Origin of the sequence: Arthrobacter pigmenti (assembly GCF_011927905.1) — a bacterium.
Taxonomy (GTDB): Bacteria; Actinomycetota; Actinomycetes; order Actinomycetales; family Micrococcaceae; genus Arthrobacter_D; species Arthrobacter_D pigmenti.
Window position 1 is genome coordinate 2,915,285 of sequence record NZ_JAATJL010000001.1, and the last position, 16,199, is coordinate 2,931,483.

14 protein-coding genes and 1 pseudogene are annotated in these 16,199 nt (G+C 59.6%); 4 read left to right on the plus strand and 11 right to left on the minus strand.

Features of this window, described 5'->3' with window-relative positions; genetic code table 11:
- Nucleotides 1–43: 43 nt before the first annotated feature.
- From BJ994_RS13615 to BJ994_RS13665, 11 genes are all read right to left on the minus strand, one after another.
- Nucleotides 44–1,648, minus strand: a complete 1,605-nt coding sequence (locus BJ994_RS13615; protein ID WP_167994898.1) for an ABC transporter substrate-binding protein — start codon at nucleotides 1,646–1,648, stop codon at nucleotides 44–46.
- Between the two features lie 113 nt (nucleotides 1,649–1,761).
- Nucleotides 1,762–3,135, minus strand: a complete 1,374-nt coding sequence (locus BJ994_RS13620; protein WP_280801361.1) for an MFS transporter — start codon at nucleotides 3,133–3,135, stop codon at nucleotides 1,762–1,764.
- Between the two features lie 36 nt (nucleotides 3,136–3,171).
- A complete protein-coding gene (locus BJ994_RS13625) occupies nucleotides 3,172–4,824 on the minus strand; it encodes a dipeptide ABC transporter ATP-binding protein (RefSeq protein WP_167994902.1) in 1,653 nt (550 codons plus the stop codon).
- Nucleotides 4,825–4,882: 58 nt separating this feature from the next.
- Complete coding sequence (locus BJ994_RS13630) at nucleotides 4,883–6,490, minus strand: phytoene desaturase family protein (RefSeq protein ID WP_167994904.1); 1,608 nt, start codon at nucleotides 6,488–6,490, stop codon at nucleotides 4,883–4,885.
- Nucleotides 6,491–6,497: 7 nt separating this feature from the next.
- Nucleotides 6,498–7,448, minus strand: a complete 951-nt coding sequence (locus BJ994_RS13635) for an ABC transporter permease subunit (RefSeq protein ID WP_167994906.1) — start codon at nucleotides 7,446–7,448, stop codon at nucleotides 6,498–6,500.
- Nucleotide 7,449: 1 nt separating this feature from the next.
- Nucleotides 7,450–8,328 carry an ABC transporter permease gene (locus BJ994_RS13640; RefSeq protein WP_209066862.1) on the minus strand — a complete coding sequence of 293 codons (879 nt, stop codon included), beginning with the start codon at nucleotides 8,326–8,328 and terminating at the stop codon, nucleotides 7,450–7,452.
- 51 nt (nucleotides 8,329–8,379) lie between these two features.
- Entirely contained in the window at nucleotides 8,380–9,102 is a 723-nt protein-coding gene (locus BJ994_RS13645) for a maleate cis-trans isomerase family protein (RefSeq protein WP_167994910.1), read from the minus strand.
- A gap of 55 nt (nucleotides 9,103–9,157) precedes the next feature.
- Complete coding sequence (locus BJ994_RS13650; RefSeq protein WP_167994911.1) at nucleotides 9,158–9,964, minus strand: IclR family transcriptional regulator; 807 nt, start codon at nucleotides 9,962–9,964, stop codon at nucleotides 9,158–9,160.
- A 1-nt stretch (nucleotide 9,965) separates the two neighbouring features.
- Nucleotides 9,966–11,447 carry an aldehyde dehydrogenase family protein gene (locus BJ994_RS13655; protein WP_167994912.1) on the minus strand — a complete coding sequence of 494 codons (1,482 nt, stop codon included), beginning with the start codon at nucleotides 11,445–11,447 and terminating at the stop codon, nucleotides 9,966–9,968.
- A 63-nt stretch (nucleotides 11,448–11,510) separates the two neighbouring features.
- Nucleotides 11,511–11,801 carry a muconolactone Delta-isomerase gene (locus BJ994_RS13660; protein ID WP_167994913.1) on the minus strand — a complete coding sequence of 97 codons (291 nt, stop codon included), beginning with the start codon at nucleotides 11,799–11,801 and terminating at the stop codon, nucleotides 11,511–11,513.
- A 30-nt stretch (nucleotides 11,802–11,831) separates the two neighbouring features.
- The gene (locus BJ994_RS13665; RefSeq protein WP_209066865.1) at nucleotides 11,832–12,806 is read right to left on the minus strand and encodes a dipeptidase; all 975 of its coding nucleotides are present in this window, start codon (nucleotides 12,804–12,806) and stop codon (nucleotides 11,832–11,834) included.
- A 646-nt stretch (nucleotides 12,807–13,452) separates the two neighbouring features.
- On the opposite strand from BJ994_RS13665, the gene BJ994_RS13670 reads away from it, so the two are divergent.
- The 4 genes and pseudogenes from BJ994_RS13670 (at nucleotide 13,453) to BJ994_RS13680 (ending at nucleotide 16,139) form a co-directional block, all read left to right on the plus strand.
- On the plus strand, nucleotides 13,453–14,481 hold the full coding sequence (locus tag BJ994_RS13670) for an ABC transporter substrate-binding protein (RefSeq protein WP_167994914.1): 1,029 nt from the start codon (nucleotides 13,453–13,455) through the stop codon (nucleotides 14,479–14,481).
- Nucleotides 14,481–14,948, plus strand: a pseudogene (locus BJ994_RS18205) (ABC transporter ATP-binding protein); the annotation flags it as partial. The gene BJ994_RS13670 and the pseudogene BJ994_RS18205, both read left to right, overlap by 1 nt.
- Nucleotides 14,949–14,990: 42 nt before the next feature.
- Nucleotides 14,991–15,308: a hypothetical protein gene (locus BJ994_RS18210; protein ID WP_245192661.1), complete on the plus strand. Its 318-nt coding sequence runs from the start codon at nucleotides 14,991–14,993 to the stop codon at nucleotides 15,306–15,308.
- Nucleotides 15,309–15,389: 81 nt separating this feature from the next.
- The gene (locus BJ994_RS13680) at nucleotides 15,390–16,139 is read left to right on the plus strand and encodes an ABC transporter permease subunit (RefSeq protein ID WP_209066867.1); all 750 of its coding nucleotides are present in this window, start codon (nucleotides 15,390–15,392) and stop codon (nucleotides 16,137–16,139) included.
- Nucleotides 16,140–16,199: the final 60 nt, after the last annotated feature.

A 16,199-nucleotide genomic window follows, 5' to 3' on the forward strand; every position in this document is an offset into this window, starting at 1 on the left:
GGCGGTCCGGGTTAGCACCGGACCACCACCGTCACCAGTGGTGCTAGCCGGTCTTGGTTACGTTCGAGTAGTCAATGAACGTACTCGGTGCTTCCACGATCCCATGCACGTTCGCATTGAAGATGCGCGGCAGCCGATTCTGGTACATGAACAGCCAAGGAGCGTCTTCCGTGATGATCCCTCCGGCCTCGCGGTACAGTGCACCGCGCTCTTCAGCGTCGACCGTCTCGCGCGCCGCTTCGAAAATATCGCGCAGCTCATCGTTCACATACCATCCGCGATTTACACCATTCGGCGGCACTTGGTCGGGCCCAAACATTCGCTCGAGCCAGAATGCACTATCCGCACCGGTGCTCCACCCGTTGAATGAACCACTAATATTCGGTTCATAACCGGGGCTCTCCAAAGCGACCATGGACGTGAACTCGACGTATTCGACATTCAGATTTACATCAACCGCTGCGAGGTCCTGCTGCACGAGCGACATGATGTCGGTTGCCGCGGCGAAGCCGGGCCCCGAGCTTGGAGAGAATATATCAATTTCCAGAGGAAGGGTTACGCCCGCTTCCTCAAGCAACTCCGCTGCTCTCTCAGGGTTGTACTCGTACGAAGGCTCGATTGATTCGTCCCACGCCGCGCTACCGACGGGAATTGCACCATATGACGGCCTCACCTGATCATTCAGCAAAGCTTCAATCGCCTCTCGGTTTACCGCGTAGTTGAGGGCCTGACGAACCTTGACGTCGTCGGTCGGTTCAGCTTCGGTGTTGAAGCGGATGAAGTACTGATTTGCGGGGTCAGGATACTGAATCACCACGTTGTCATTGCCGCTCAACCGCGAGACTTGCTCGGGGCCGGCGAAGAGGATCACATCGATTTGCCCTGTCTCGAGCGAGGTCGCCATCGTTGTCTGATCCTGGATTGTCACAAAGACAATGCCGGCCAGACCGGGACGGCCATCCCAATACTCCTCATTGCGCGTGAATTCGAGTTGCTGCCCTTGCGATACCGTCTCGATAGTGAATGGTCCCGTGCCCACTGGTGCCCTGCCGATGTTGTCCCCTTCCGCCTCGAGTGCGGTCGGGCTGATGATGGCCATACGCCGGTCTGTGAGCAACCGTGGCAGTTCGGCGAAAGGAGATTCGAGCGACACCGTGACGGTGTTCTCCGCAGCCTCGACATCGGAGATATAGCGGGTTAGGAAGGTCATGTTTGCTGCCGCAACGTCGGAATAGAGCGGCGACTCTTCGTCGAGGAGGCGAGCGAAGTTGGCGAGCACAGCTTCGGCCGTGAGCTCTGTCCCGTCGTGGAAGGTAACTCCCTCGCGAATTGTGAATGTGTAAGAGAGCCCGTCTTCTGACACGTCCCACTCCGATGCAAGCCCTGGAATGACTTCGGCCGCTGACTTTGTTTCTGTTTGGAGGTCCTCTTTGAGGAGGGTCTCGTACACCGCGTCTGTCACACGGAGCCCAACCGTTCCGTTGATGGTGTGGGGGTCGAGTGACGGTATCTCGCTTTCCGATCCTATGATCAGGACGGCTTCGTCGTCGGCCGCCTGCTCCTCTGGAGCTGCCGTGCATCCGGCGAGTGCGAGGACTACAGCCGTCGCTAACGCCGCAACTTTGATGGGTGTTCGTTTGGAAAGCATTTTTCATTACCTCTTTGTAGTGATTTGCTGGTGCTGGCTGTAGTCTTTTGCGCTGCGAACCACCCGCATCTCAGGTCAGTGGCGGTTCGTGTGAACCCTCCGCAGCGTTGCTCTCAGGCACTTCCTGACGTCGGAACCTCCTCTGCGCGGGGAAGTCGCGAACCGGTTGATCGGCTTCTTACTGATATCGCGTTGGCGATGGCAAGGACGAGTGAGCAGGCAAGCATGGCAATTGCAATGGTCTGGATTGCTGCCGTATCGACCCCCGAGGTGAAGGCGACCGCCAATAGACCGGTTGATAGCACGCCACCGAGGCTGCGGGAAGACTGATAAAGGCCTGATGCAACACCGAGCATTGATGGGTCGGTGCTCTCGTACATCTGCGATTGCAGGCCGAGGTTCGTGCCGGCGTAGGAGATCCCGAACAGCGCGCAAGCCACAAGAATCACCCAGAGCGGGGCGGTGTTCGTGAACAACAGCAGGATGCCGGCTGCGCTGGCCGCGAGAAGAGTGCTACCCAGCACCAGCGCCCGCGACCCGATGCGTGCAATCCACAGTCCGAAGAGGGCAGACATGATGCCGCCCAAGGAAGCCAGCGGCAGCATCACCAAGCCGACCTGTGCCGGCGTCAGGCTCTTCACTATCTCAAGCCACTGTGGGATCCCGAACAGGGCGCCGTAGAAGAGCAGGTTGAATCCGATAAAGCGTGCGTAGACCGACAGCAGCGTCTTGTTTCCGCGAAGCATCACGACGTTGAGGAAGGGCTGGGGCGTGCGCTTCTCCCAGACGAGGAAGATCACGAAGAGCGCAACCGACGCAGAGGCGAGCGCCACAGTGAGCAGTCCGAGGGGCGGCATCAGGCATAGGAGCAGCAACACAGTCGCCCCCGCGAACAGAGCGATCCCCAGGAGATCAGAACCGACCACCAAGGCACGGAATGTCACACGTTCATGATCCTCATCGCGGGGGACGATCTTCATGATCCCCAGCGCCGCGAAGAGGGCGAGCGGAATGTTCACCCAGAACAGGGCCTCCCAGCCTACAGCCCAGACCGCAAAGCCACCGAGTACCGGGCCAACGGCCGCACCCGTGAAGTTCGCCGTGGCAATTCCGCTGAGCGCTCGCTGTACGTCAGAGCCGTGCGAAGCCCCAAACTGTCGGATCATCGATACCGCCGCAGGGTATGCAGCAGATGCGCCCACCGCTTGGATAACCCGGCAGGCGACCAGCATGAGCACGTTGGCAGAAAGTGGTCCGAGCACACCGCTGATGACGACAACTCCCATCCCGAGCAGGAAGACTCTTCGAGCTCCGAACCGGTCGGCCATCCGGCCGAGAACCGGCTGTGCCACCGCTGAGGTGAGGTAGAACGCTGAAGCAAGCCAAGACACCGCAACCGCCGTGGAATCGAAATCGACCATGAACGACACCAGGGCGACCGCGATCATGGACGAATTCAGAGCGCTCAACACCGTTCCTGAAGCCATCGGCAGGAGCACACTCCATGGAAGTTTCTTCACGTCTCAAACCACCGAGATGCCCAGCTCATTGCCCGGTATCGAGGCGAGCAGGGCCTTGGTATACGGGTGTTGCGGGTTCTTGAAGAGCTCCTCCGAGGGCGCCGCCTCCACGATCTCGCCGTCCTTCATGACACATACATAGTCCGAGATCAATCGAACGACTGCGAGGTCGTGCGAGATGAACAGGTAGCTCAACCCGCGTTCGCGCTGAAGGCGGCCAAGCAGCGCAAGAACCTGTGCCTGCACGATGACGTCGAGGGCGGAGACTGGCTCGTCGCACACGAGGAGTTCGGGATTGAGGGCGAGGGCGCGCGCAATGGCCACGCGCTGCCTCTGTCCACCGGAAAGCTGGCCTGGCCTGCGGTCGATGAGGTGAGCAGGCAGAGCCACCTGCTCGAGCAGCTCAAGCACGCGTTCACGGCGTTCCCGCTTACTTCCGCGCCGGTAGAAAGCTAGCGGCTCGCCTACTATCGAACCGATCGTGTACATCGGGTTCAATGAGGAGTATGGATCCTGGAAGATGGGTTGAACGCGCTGCCGGAACTCCGCCAGCTGCTTCTTTGTCATGGTTGCCAGGTTTGTGTGGTCGAAAGCAATCTGACCGGAGGTTGGTTCGATCAGCTTGAGCATGATGCGGGACGTCGTGGTCTTTCCCGAGCCGGATTCACCGACAATCGCAACAGTCTTTCCGCGCGGGATGGTGAACGACACATCGACATTTGCAGTGACGTCCGCTCTCCGACCCCGCATCTTGTACCTCTTGGAAAGGCTTGAGGCGATGACCAGTGGGCCCGCCGCATCGTCGGCGGCTTCACGTTCGACGTCTGGGGACTCGGAGCGGAGCCTGGCCACTGCAATACTCGGAGCGGCGGCTAATAGCGCTCGGGTGTACTCCTGCTGCGGATTGCCGAGGATCGTTTCGGTTGCTCCCGCTTCCACGATCTTTCCGTCCTTCATGACGATGATCTTCTGCGAGCGCTCGGCGGCCAAGGCGATGTCATGCGTGATCATGAGTACGGCTGTCCCAGTGTCCCGGGTAACAACCTCGAGTTGATCAAGGATCGTACGCTGCACCGTGACGTCGAGCGCACTCGTGGGTTCATCGGCGATGAGAAGCAGCGGACGACACACCAGTGCCAATGCGATCAGTGCACGCTGGCGCAGGCCACCCGAGAGCTCGTGCGGATACTGCTGCGCGCGCATCTCCGGGTTCGGGATTCCAGCGGCGGTCAGAGCCTCGATCGCCTGAGCCTGTGTGTCTCTGCCGGCCGGCTTCCTGTGCGCATTGATTGTCTCGATCAGCTGTTCGCCGATCTTCATGAGCGGGTTCAAGTTCGACATGGGGTCTTGTGGAACTAAGCCGATTTGGCTGCCGCGCATCAAACGCAACTGCGGTTCCGGGAGTGACGTAAGGTCCTTTCCGTCGAAACGAACGGTCCCGCCGGTAATTCGACCATTGCGCGCGAGTAGGCGGATGACCGCCATCGCCGTGGTCGACTTGCCTGAGCCGGACTCCCCGACTATGGCAACCGTCTCTCCGGGATTAACGCTGAAAGAGACGCCCTTAACTGCGGACGTTGGCCCAGCACCGCCATCGAAGATGACGACCAGGTTATCGACCTCAAGCAGGGGCGCTGGCCCTTGGTTCTCGCGCATGTTCGACTCCTCGCTCAGTTCTTCGCTCTGCGGGCCCCCAAGAGGGCTCGCATGGGTACTAGTCGACATCGTCGGCTCCAACTCGCAGTGGGCGAGCGCTCACCTTGTCTGCGAGCACTGCGTGGCTGGCCCCAAAACCTGGGACTCCCGTGAAGTAGCCGCCCGGCCAGGAGCCGGCACAGCCTAGATACAGACCCCGCAGCCATGTGCGATAGTCATGTAGTCCGCGATTCGGCCGGTTACCAAACAGGCTCTCCAAGGTCATGTCGCCATGCGTGATATTCGCCTTGGGAAGACGAGTGATCGACTCCACCTCCACCGGGCTCATGAATCGGTGATCAATGATGTAATCGCGAATCCTTGGCATGAGAGTACTCACCTGGTCGATGCATACCTGCCCGAAAGTCTCGGTGCGAGACTCATCCCACTCCCCCTCGGCGAGTTCATAAGGCGCGTGCCACGCATTGATGCTGAGTAGGCCTCGTCCCTTCGGCGCCAGGTGCGGGGACGTTTCTGAAAGTAGCAGCCCCCAGATTATGGGGCTGCTGGTGGGCCGCCCGGCCAGTCCGTCGCTGATGCTCTGCTCGATGTACTCGAACGAAGGCGCAATGCGGAATTGTGCAGCACAAGCCTGCGCTGTGGAGAGTCCATCAGGTAAGTCGGCATACTCCGGTTGGCCGTCGAGGGCTAACACGATTTTGAATGCCGAACCCGAATCTGCCTCTTCGGACAGCAGATCTGATGTTGGTGTTGGATCATCCACCAGCAGACTGCCGGTGAGTTGCGGATCGATGGCCGAGATGACGACAGGGGCGATGTACTCGTCACCGGACTCCGTTACTACACCGCTCACACGATCTCCGTCGTGCAGGATGCGCGTGACAGGTGCAGAGCAGATAATCTCACCACCATGGGCGCGTAGACCGGCTGCTATGGCATCAACGATCGCGCCGATACCTCCGACGGGGAGTCCCGACGAACCACGAAGGGGGGATGCCGTTACTTCGAAGTCGCTACCGCTCGCCATCGAAATGGGGCGAAGCATGAGACCGACGGCGCTGCCAGATTGGGTGGGTGGCAGCATGTTTCCGTTCAGGGCGATCATACCCAGCAGCGCTTTCGCCTCCGTCGACTTAAGTGATTCGTCTAGTAAGTCGGCGAGGCTTCCGTGGAAGACACGCTGATAAAGCGAGGCATGTCCTGAATTCGCCATGCGTTCATCGAGCGCCTCAATCGTCGGAGAAGGTGAGAAGAGCGAGACGCCGAGTTGGCGGCCGAGTTCCTCCAGGCTGGCAAGCAACTCCTGATAGCGATCCGCCTCACCCGGGACGAAACGGTTCAGTTGGTCGTGCACGAGACGGCGGTCGCGGTAGCCGATGAATGGGTTGGACGGAAAAGCGTGAACGAGCGTCGGATCGGGGCGGATGAACTCGAGACCGTACTTGTGGAGTTCCAGATCAGTAAGCACACGCCGCTCGAACGAGCCTGGCGAGTTCGCGAACGATGTGCGGTATCCCGGTAGGAACTCGAAGGCACCAGCCGGCCCTCCCACGATGTCACGCGCCTCAAGCACAAGCACGCTTTCGCCAGCACGAGCAAGATAGCTTGCGGCGACAAGACCATTGTGGCCGCCGCCTACAACGATGGCGTCATAGCGCTGTGTCATTCTGGAACTATCCGATCTTGATCTTGGGGTTGAAGTAGGCGTAGAGCACGTCCACGATGAAGTTGATGATCACGAAGATGATGGCGATCAGCAGGATTCCTCCCTGCAGCAGTGCGGTGTCACGGCTGGTAATGGCTTGGGACATGGCCAGACCGATGCCGGGCCATGAGAACACAGTCTCGGTCAGTACTGCGCCGCTGAGCAGGAATCCTGCCTGAAGACCGATCACCGTGATGACGGGTGGCATCGCGTTGCCCAGTGCGTGACCGTAGATGACTTTGCGCTCGGGGATCCCCCGCGAACGCGCAGTGCGCACGTAGTCACTACCGAGTGTTTGCAGCATGGAGGCCCGTGTCATCCGCGTGATGATGGCCACCGACCATGCTGCAAGCGTGACTACGGGCAGTACGGCGTGATGGGCGATGTCGAGGAAACCACCGCCACCCACGATCGATTCCATGCCGCTGACGGGCGTCACTCTGAACGTCAGCCCGAAGATCAGGATAAGGATCATCCCCAGCCAGAACGACGGCATGCTGGTGAGGAACAGCACGAGCACGGTAACACCGCGGTCCCGCCCGGAGTTCGGCTTGCGGGCCGCCCACGAACCCGCAGAGATTCCGACTACCGCTGCAACAATGACGGCCGGTATAGCAATGATCACTGTGTTGCCAAGACGGCTAAGCAGCACTCCCAAGGCCGGCTCACCATAAGTGACCGATTGCCCGAAGTCCCCCTGCACGAGGTTACCGAGGTAGCCCAGGTACTGCAGTACGAGGTTCTCGTTGAGGCCCAATTCCTCGCGAAGCCGCTCGCGATCCTCCTGCGTAGCACTCCCACCGAGTTGGACGTCCACCGCATCGCCGGGGATGATCTGGCTCATGATGAACACCGCGAGAGTGACGCCGAAGAGCACCGGGATGAGTTGTAGGCCGCGTCTGCCCATGTACTTCAACACGTCAGCTTCCTTTCTGCATGTTCGGGTCGAGACGGTCGCGCACTGCATCACCAATGAGGTTGAAACCGATTGCGAGGATGACAATGGCCAGACCCGAAAGCGTTGCGACATGCGGTGCCGAGATCATGGCCCCTCGACCGCCTCCGAGCATTGACCCCCAGTCGGCCGTTGGCGGCTGGGCGCCGAGGCCGAGGAAGCTGAGCGAGGCCGCCAGAATCACGTTGTTACCGGTTTGCATGGCCGCGAGCACCGTGATGGGGCTCAGGATGTTTGGTACGACGTGGCGAATCGCTATCCGCCAATGACCGATACCGAGGGTGAGGGCAGACTCGATGTATGGCTCCTCCTTCACGCTCAGCACAGTGCCTCGCAGAACGCGACCAAACTCCGGAACTGTAACGACCACCATCGCGATGAGCATCGACTGTGTGCCCGCACCGAGCGCAGCACTGATGCCGAGTGCCAGCAGGATCCCCGGAAACGAGAACATGACATCGAAGACGCGCATAATGAAGGAGTCCAAGAAGCCGCCGACGTAACCGGAAAGCAACCCGATGAGCCCGCCGACGACCAAGGCGATCAAGGTCGGCACCACAGCCACAAACAAGGCGAACCGACCGCCGTGGATAAGACGGCTCAGCAAGTCACGACCCAATTCATCAGTACCCAACGGGTGGCAAGGGCTGAACATCGGCAGGAACTTATTGAACGGATCCGCAAAGGCCGGGTTATGCGGGGAGATAACGTCGGCGAAGATCGCACAAAGCACGATCACGCCCACGATGATGAATCCGGCGGCGTGCGCCGACGAACCCATGCGTGGCAGGGACTTCATCCGCAACTGCCGAAACTTCGGCGCTGCTTGGTCCGCGAGTGGCATCGTCGCCCTTCCCATTACCTTGCTTTTATTGGCTTGCTATTGCATCCCCAGTCAGGCAGCTGTCCACAGGCGGCCCAGATTCGGTATGACGTCCTTTAGCCCTAAGGTGCGCAGCGCATGCCACAACGTGGATTGATTGCTGCTAATCACGTCGGCGCCGGTATCCATCTCAAGGTAGGGCAGCGTCTCAAAAGTGCGGTACGTGCCGCAGCTGATGAGGATGGCATCGGCGTTACCCGATTTTTTGTATACTGAACGGCCCAGCTTGTAGGCGCTGTCTGCGTTGTGCAGGCTGGCCTCATACGGATCAGTCATCTGCAGCCCCTCGAGCGCTGCGACCTTAAACCCGAGTTCCTCCATATATCCGGCCAGTGCCTCGTTTACCTCGTCGGTATAGATGGTGCCAATGGCAACTGTCTTAGCCCCAACCGCCTTGAGCGCCTCGACCGCCGACTCCTGCATGGTGATTGCAGGAACTGCTGTCTCAGCAAAGATGGCATCCTTGATCCGTTTGTCGGCCGCAGGCCCTTCGAGGAAGGTACCCGGTGCGCCACACTGCACGATCAGGTCCACCTTCGAGCTCGCGAGCTGACGGGAAGCCTCCACGACCTGCGACATCATGACCTTCAGCCCGTCGCTGTCCACCTTCGGAACGATTGTCCGGGCATCTGCGAACGCGACACCCGTCGGTGCGACAGAACGCCACTCTTCAGCGCCCTCAATTGCCGTAGCCGGTCGAATCTGGCCAATCTTTGCACGCCAACCTAAAATCATTGTTATTCACTTCCTGAGCTGTTGTCTTTGAGGGGATAAGAGTCTTCGTGCCCTGTTAGCCGCGCCAGGCCATTTGTATGGTCTTTGCGGCCTCCGACAGTGCGGTGATGAACTCGCTAACTGTTTCTTCGGAAATCCGAATTGCGGGGCCATAAATGCTGAGGGCGGCAAGGTCATCGCCGTGCCGACCGATGGGAACCGACAACCCGACTGCCCCATCGATCCATTCACCGTGGCTTATGGCCATTCGCTCGACCGCGGCAACTTGCACCCGCTCCTCAAGCTCAGCGGGTTCCACCTGATGGCGACCCTCTGCGACGCCCTCGGAGATTGCGCGCTCGATGGCGAGCTTGCGTTCCTCGGGGGTAAGAAGACTGAGCAACACGCGGCTGGTGGCACCTGCGAGCAAGGAGTGCGGACGACCAACGCCCGTGCTCAACCTCAACTGGTGTGGGCTCTCCGCCTCATAGACCGTGACGCGCTTGTTGTCCGTCAACGTTGACACGCTGACTGTCTCGCCGGTTTTCACCGCGAGAGCCTCGGCAATCCCGGCCGCCGCACTCACCAAGTTGCTGCTAGTGGTGTATTGCCAGGCGAGCGTTAGAGCAGCCGGCCCGACGGTGTACTTCCGCGACGCTTCGTCCACGCTCACCAGGCCAGCCACGAACAGGGAGGAGAGAATGCGCTGCACCGTGCTCTTGCTGTAACCAAGGTCGCGGCTGAGCTCGCGAACCCCGCGCGGTTCGGAGCTGCCGCAGACATCCTTCAAGACGACCAGCGCCTGATCCACGACCTGGACGGTCTCATTGTGATACAAACCGTTTGAGGTTGTTGCCTCGCTTGGGGTGGCAGAGGTAGTCATCTCACTTACCTCCAGTCAGGGTAGTCGGATCAGTCCAGGAGAGGTATCGCGTTTTCGGTCGCATATAGGCGCGTAAAGCGCTGTCAGACTGCTCTGTTGGACCCTGACCGGACAGTCCCCAACCGCCGAATTGGATATGGAAGTCGAGACCGGTTGTCGGCTGATTCACCAGGACGGTGCCTGCTTTGGCCAGGCCGCTGAACGTCATCGCCTCTGCGAGGTCCTTTGTGAAGATGGACGACACTAGGCCGTAGCCGGCCGCATTTACCGCCTCACTCGCCTCAACCACAGAGGCAACGGGCACGATGGTGAGCACCGGACCAAAAACTTCTTCTCTCGCGATATCCATATCCGGGGTCGTGCCGGTGATGAGCACCGGCCGTATGAACGAACCTTCTAGTTCATCGACGGTCAGCTTGCCGTCGGGTGGCCAACATAGGGTCGCCCCGGCGGCCACCGCCTCCTCAACCGCTTTGGTCACGTGGTCGACAGCCGTTGTACTTATCAGTGGGCCTATGACCGTCGAGGCCTCGCGGGGATCGCCTAGAACCATACTGTCGGTCGCCAGTTCCGCGGTTATGCGTTCGATAACATCCTCGACGATGGACTCGTCGACAACGAGGGAGCTGGCAGCCGTGCACTTCTGACCGGCCATGCGGTACGCACTGGCGACAGCTGCAGGAACCGCGACATCGAGATCGGCGCTTTCCATAATGACGATGCTGTTGCGTCCGCCCATCTCACACTGGAACGGTACGCCGCGTGCAGCGGCGGTCGCGGCGACCTGGCGTCCGACAGCAGTGGAACCAGTGAAGGTGATGGCGTCGATGCCGGAGTGGTCAACTACGGCACGACCGACAGTTCCACCTCCGTTTACTATGCTGAGCAAACCGCTAGGGAAGAGCGGTGCCACCAGGCGAATGAGTGCCGTCGTCGTAGCCGCCGCCTCCGACGACGGCTTGATGACGAATGCATTTCCCGCAGCCAGCGCCGGAGCCATCTTGACTGCGGTGAGGTTGACCGGGAAATTCCACGGAGTGATCGCTCCCACCACGCCGACCGGCTCCCACTCAACCATGACGTGAGTATGTGCTCGAGCAGATTTCACCACGACCCCGCGCTCCCGCATCACCGAGCCAGAGTGAAACTCGAATACACGTGCGGCGTTCTGAATCTCGCCGATCGCTTCAGACTTGGTCTTTCCGACTTCAGCTACCAGAACGGAGGCTAGGGGTTCAACGTTGGCCCTCATCGCCGCGGCCGCACTCCTCAATGCGTCAGCCTGCTCAACAACTGACATGGCGCACCACTCGGCTTGCGCATGATGGGCCGTGGCTATCGTTTTATCGAGCTGGTCCGTCGAGACGTCGGGTATGACGAACTCCACGGCGCCCGGCGCGAACGGCGAGCTGCGTTCCAGCACGTCGCCGCCGGGCGCGGCGCTCTCCCATCGACCGGAGATCAGGCTTTCCAAGACATTCATATCCACTGTGTCCTTACTGAGATGGCAGCCACCTCGAATGGGTTCGGCTTTGGATTCGCGATGCTACTGATGCTGGTTGGCGGGATCGACCGGGTGGACGGCAAGCGGGTGGACCGTGAGGTCCATCCAAGGCCAGACCGGCAGCGCCGAGAGAATCTCATGCAGTTCCGTGGAGTCTTTCGCATTCCATAGCCCCCAGTTCTCGCGGCGGCCGGGTACCCGCCACATACGCAGGAGGTTGCCGGACTTTGCCCGCTCGGCTGCCATGGCTCGTTCGGTTACGACTAGATTGTCGTGCTCGGCCTCCGGCATGTCGTGTGGGAGATTGATTCGTATATTGACAAGAAATTCCATGACTCCTCTTTCGCTTGAGGCTGGTGGTGCCTAGGAACCGAAGTTCTGGGCGAAGATGCGGGACCAGTTACCGCCGGCGATTGCGGCGACCTCCCGCTCGGCGAATCCGGCCTGCGCCATCCGCTCAAGCATGAGGGGATAGCCGCGCGAAGAGTCGAACCATTCGGGGAACTCGACGAAGCCGGAGACAGGCACCATCGAGGACCGGCTCCAGCGACCCTGGCGCCACCACAAGATCTCCTCGTCAGCGTGCCCCATGTAAAAGTCTGAACCGAAGGCGACATGCTCGATCCCGACGAGGTCGACCGTCCACTTGATCATGTCGATGAAGTCATCGATCGTGCAGTCTTCTCCCTTGGGAGCAATGCGTGGGTACATGCTGAGACCGATGACGCCACCCTGCACCGCCATTTCCTTGAGCACTTGAGTGGACTTGTTGCGGAATGGAAGCTCGACATCCATCCCCACGACGTCGATAGGGTTTGCGTGGGTAATCGCGACCGGCTTCTCTGAAGCCTCAAAAGTCTCCAGAATGGTTCGCTCGTTGCAATGTGAGACATCGACCATCATGCCGACATCGTTCATTTCCTTAATGAGGTTCTTGCCGTAGGTACGGGAGAGGCCTGCGTTGTCGTCCTCCCAGCATCCCGCCCCGGCCGAGTTCTGCGTGTTGTACGTGAGTTGGGCGATACGCACCCCCGCTTCACGGAAGGCCCCGACAAGATCGAGGTCACTCTCAAACGGGGTGGAGTTCTGAAATCCCAGTATTACGGCAGTGCGTCCGGAAGCCGCAGCGTCCTCGATGTCGGCGACCGTGCGAGCGGGGGAAATGATGTCTGAATGCTCTTCGAACAGACGGTGCCAGCGCCCGATTTCGCGCATCGTCTCTGTGGAGTTTTCCCAGATAGCCGTAGTGACATGGACTGCGGACAGATTCCCCGCACGCCATTCTTCAAACCGCTCGCGTGATGGCTTGCTGAATTGTAAAGCGTCGATAAGCAGCATTTGAAAACCAAATCTCTAGTGCTCGACAGCGAGCCGAGGCATCGCTACGAACGTGAACCGGATATCTGGGACAGTGGACCAGATTGATGAGTCGACTCTAATTTGACGGTTTGACAAAGTCAAGGCGTCACCTCTCGCGGGCATAATGGCGTGAGCACTACGGGCGTCGATTGCTTCGGAGACGCTGGTGAAACAGGCACCAGCTCATGCATACCCCCCTCCAATAACCCCGGATTGCTTTGCGCGCACTCGCCACCTCTGCGTGCCCCGCGGCTTCCCGCTTGATATCGGAGCGTTTGCAGCGGCCGGACCGTCACTAGCTCCGGCTGCGGTGGAAGCAGTCCGGGACTCCCGCAGACAACAATGAGAAGAGCGGTCACAATTCGCCGAGAATCCACCTGACCACCTCTCGCCCCACGACGAGCCTGGCGGGGCCAGAGGGCCTACTGACTGATCCGAGGCGACGCGGAGGCGACCAGGTTCCAAGAGTGCATGTCCCGCATCAACGCTCGGACCATACCTATTGACTTCCGTATTCAGCGGGGGCTAGCATTTGAGCCATTCTGGTCCACTGTCCCAGAATTTGAGCTATAGCAGCAGTGGAAGGTACGCGCAACTGCCGTCACTACCACTAGGAGAGAGCGCAATGTCAAAGTCGTCATATTCACCCGTAAACAAAGCCGGCCTCGTTTCGCTGGCCCTAGTCCCTCTACTGCTCGGAGGATGCGCAGCAGACAATGGGGAAAGTGCCAGTGAGGGCAATACAACGGCCGTGCGTCTCGCGCTCGACTGGACCAGTTACGTCGGTTATCACTCCCCGTTAGTCCTCGCCGATGACAAGGGATACTTCGCAGAGGAGGGACTGAAGGTAGACTTCAACCTCACCGCTGGTTCGAAGGACGGCGTCCTCGCGGTGGGAACCGACCAGGCTGACATTGGGTGGGTCGATCTTTCGACAGCGTCCGTCTCGATGCTGGCCGAAGTGCCAATCCAGGCTGTCGCCACGGTGCAGGAAAAGAATGCGACTGGTCTCACCGTACTTGAGGGAACCACGCTCGAATCCCCTGCAGATGTTCGTGGACTTCGCATTGGCAGTACGCCAGGCGGCTCGGACTCTACCCTGATACCCGCATTCCTGGAAGCCAACGATATCGACGAGTCCGACGTGACCATCGTCAACCTACCTGCCAACGGCAAACTTGCATCCTTGATCACCGGCGACGTCGACGCCATCAGCGGTCAGGTCTACTACTACACGGCCCAGCTCAAAACGCAGGGCGAAGCACCGCATGGCCTGCTGTACTCGGACGCCGGGCTTGACGTTCTCGACCACGGATTCATTGCAAGCAAGGCCTTCATAGACAGCGATCCCGAAGAGATTACCGGCTTCCTTGCTGCATACCGCAAAGCGCTCGCAGAGACCATGGCCGACCCGGAGGCCGCCTGTGATCTGACAGTCGCACGTTCAGAAGGAGCACTGACGCAAGAGGGCTGCGTTGCTGAGTTGATTGAGTGGCTCGATTTGGTCTTCGATCCTGAGAGTGAAACCTGGGCGAGTAACGACCCAGAAGTTTGGGAGAACACGGTCAGTGTGCTGAAGACTTACGGCGGCGCCGAGGGCGATGTTGCTGTTTCGGACATGTTCACCAACGAACTGGTGGAGGCTGCCAACTAATGTCTACTTCCGCCGCCAGCTCATCCCTGTCAAAGAGGGCAGTCGGGATTCAGTGCCGAAACGTCCGCCGAGAATATGAAGCTCGAAAGTCCGTAGTCACGGCTTTGGAGGATATCTCTGCCGAGGTGTCCCCGGGCGAGTTCGTCTCCCTTCTCGGCCCGAGCGGGTGCGGCAAGTCAACTCTTCTCCGGCTGGTCGCGGGCCTGGAGCCGACGACGTCCGGTGAGGTGATTATCGATGATGACCTTGTAATTGAGCCTCACCCCGATCTGGGCATCGTTTTTCAGGATGATCTTCTCATGCCATGGCGCACCGTACTTGAGAATATCCTTCTCCAGTCGAACGTGCGACGCATAAACTCCCCGCAAATGCGTGAGCGTGCCATGGATTTGATCGACCAAGTGGGGCTCACCGGGTTCGAGAACAAGTATCCTAAACAACTGTCCGGCGGAATGAGGCAGCGTGTAGGAATCTGCCGAGCGCTGCTGCACGGTCCGAGGCTGCTTCTCATGGATGAGCCCTTTGCCGCGCTGGATGCGATGACCCGCGATCAGATGTCAGTGGACCTCGCCGAAATGGCCAGCCGTCTCGGTATGACCGTACTGTTCGTGACCCACTCCATCAGCGAAGCGGTGTTTCTTTCCGACCGCGTATTCGTGATGTCTGCACGCCCGGGCCGAATAACAGCGGAGATCGATATCGCCTTGCCTAAGCCGCGAGGGCTCCACGTTCGCGAGAGCGCAAAGTTCGTCGAGCACGTGGGCGACGTCACGAAGGTTTTCGAGCGGTTGGGAGTCCTCAAAGACCGGCAGCACACGAACTCTTAAATCAAAGGTTGTTAGAACATGTCACATACGCCGACGTCCGCAGTACAGACCACAAGTTCGGAATCACACCAAAGAATTACGGTGCGCAGGCTGGCTGCTGCGCCGGGGGTCGCCCCGGCCATTATGTTGATTGGATTGCTCGTGCTCTGGGATGCCGCAGTGCGCATCTTTGACATTCCCGCGTTCCTGCTTCCGTCTCCTATTTCGGTGGCGGAGTCTGGCCTCGAGAATGCCGAGCTGCTGTGGAGGCATTCTGCGGTGACTTTGGTCGAAACCCTGATCGGTTTCGCACTCAGCGCGGTCGTCGGAATCTTGCTGGCAGTCATCATGGTTGCGTCGCCGTCGGTTGGGCGCGCGCTATACCCGATCCTCGTCGGTTCGCAGGTGATACCGAAGGTTGCCATCGCTCCGCTCGCAGTCGTGTGGATCGGTACTGGAATGGTGACCGCATCGCTGATCGCTTTCGTTATGGCCTTTTTCCCAGTGGTCGTTAACGCCACACAGGGTTTAAATTCGGTAAGCGACGGTTCGCGTCACCTTTTGCAGTCCATGCGTGCGACCAAGTGGCAGGAGTTTCGCTATCTGCGTTTCCCGACCGCGCTCCCTCACATCATCACCGGGTTGCAACTCGCGATCGCATTCGCGATCGTGGGCGCCATTGTTGGGGAGTTCGTCGGCAGCAACTCCGGTCTCGGTTACTTGCTGATCGTCACGCAGGGCAACCTTCGCACTGACCTGCTGTTCGCGGATCTCATCGTGCTGACTGTGATGGGGCTTGTCCTGTACTACGGTGTGGAACTGATCGGCAAGCTCGTTCTCCGTCGCCGATAATCGAGATTACTCCCTCTTATCCATCGCGTTGCTCGGATGCCGTCGACGCAGTGGGTGCGG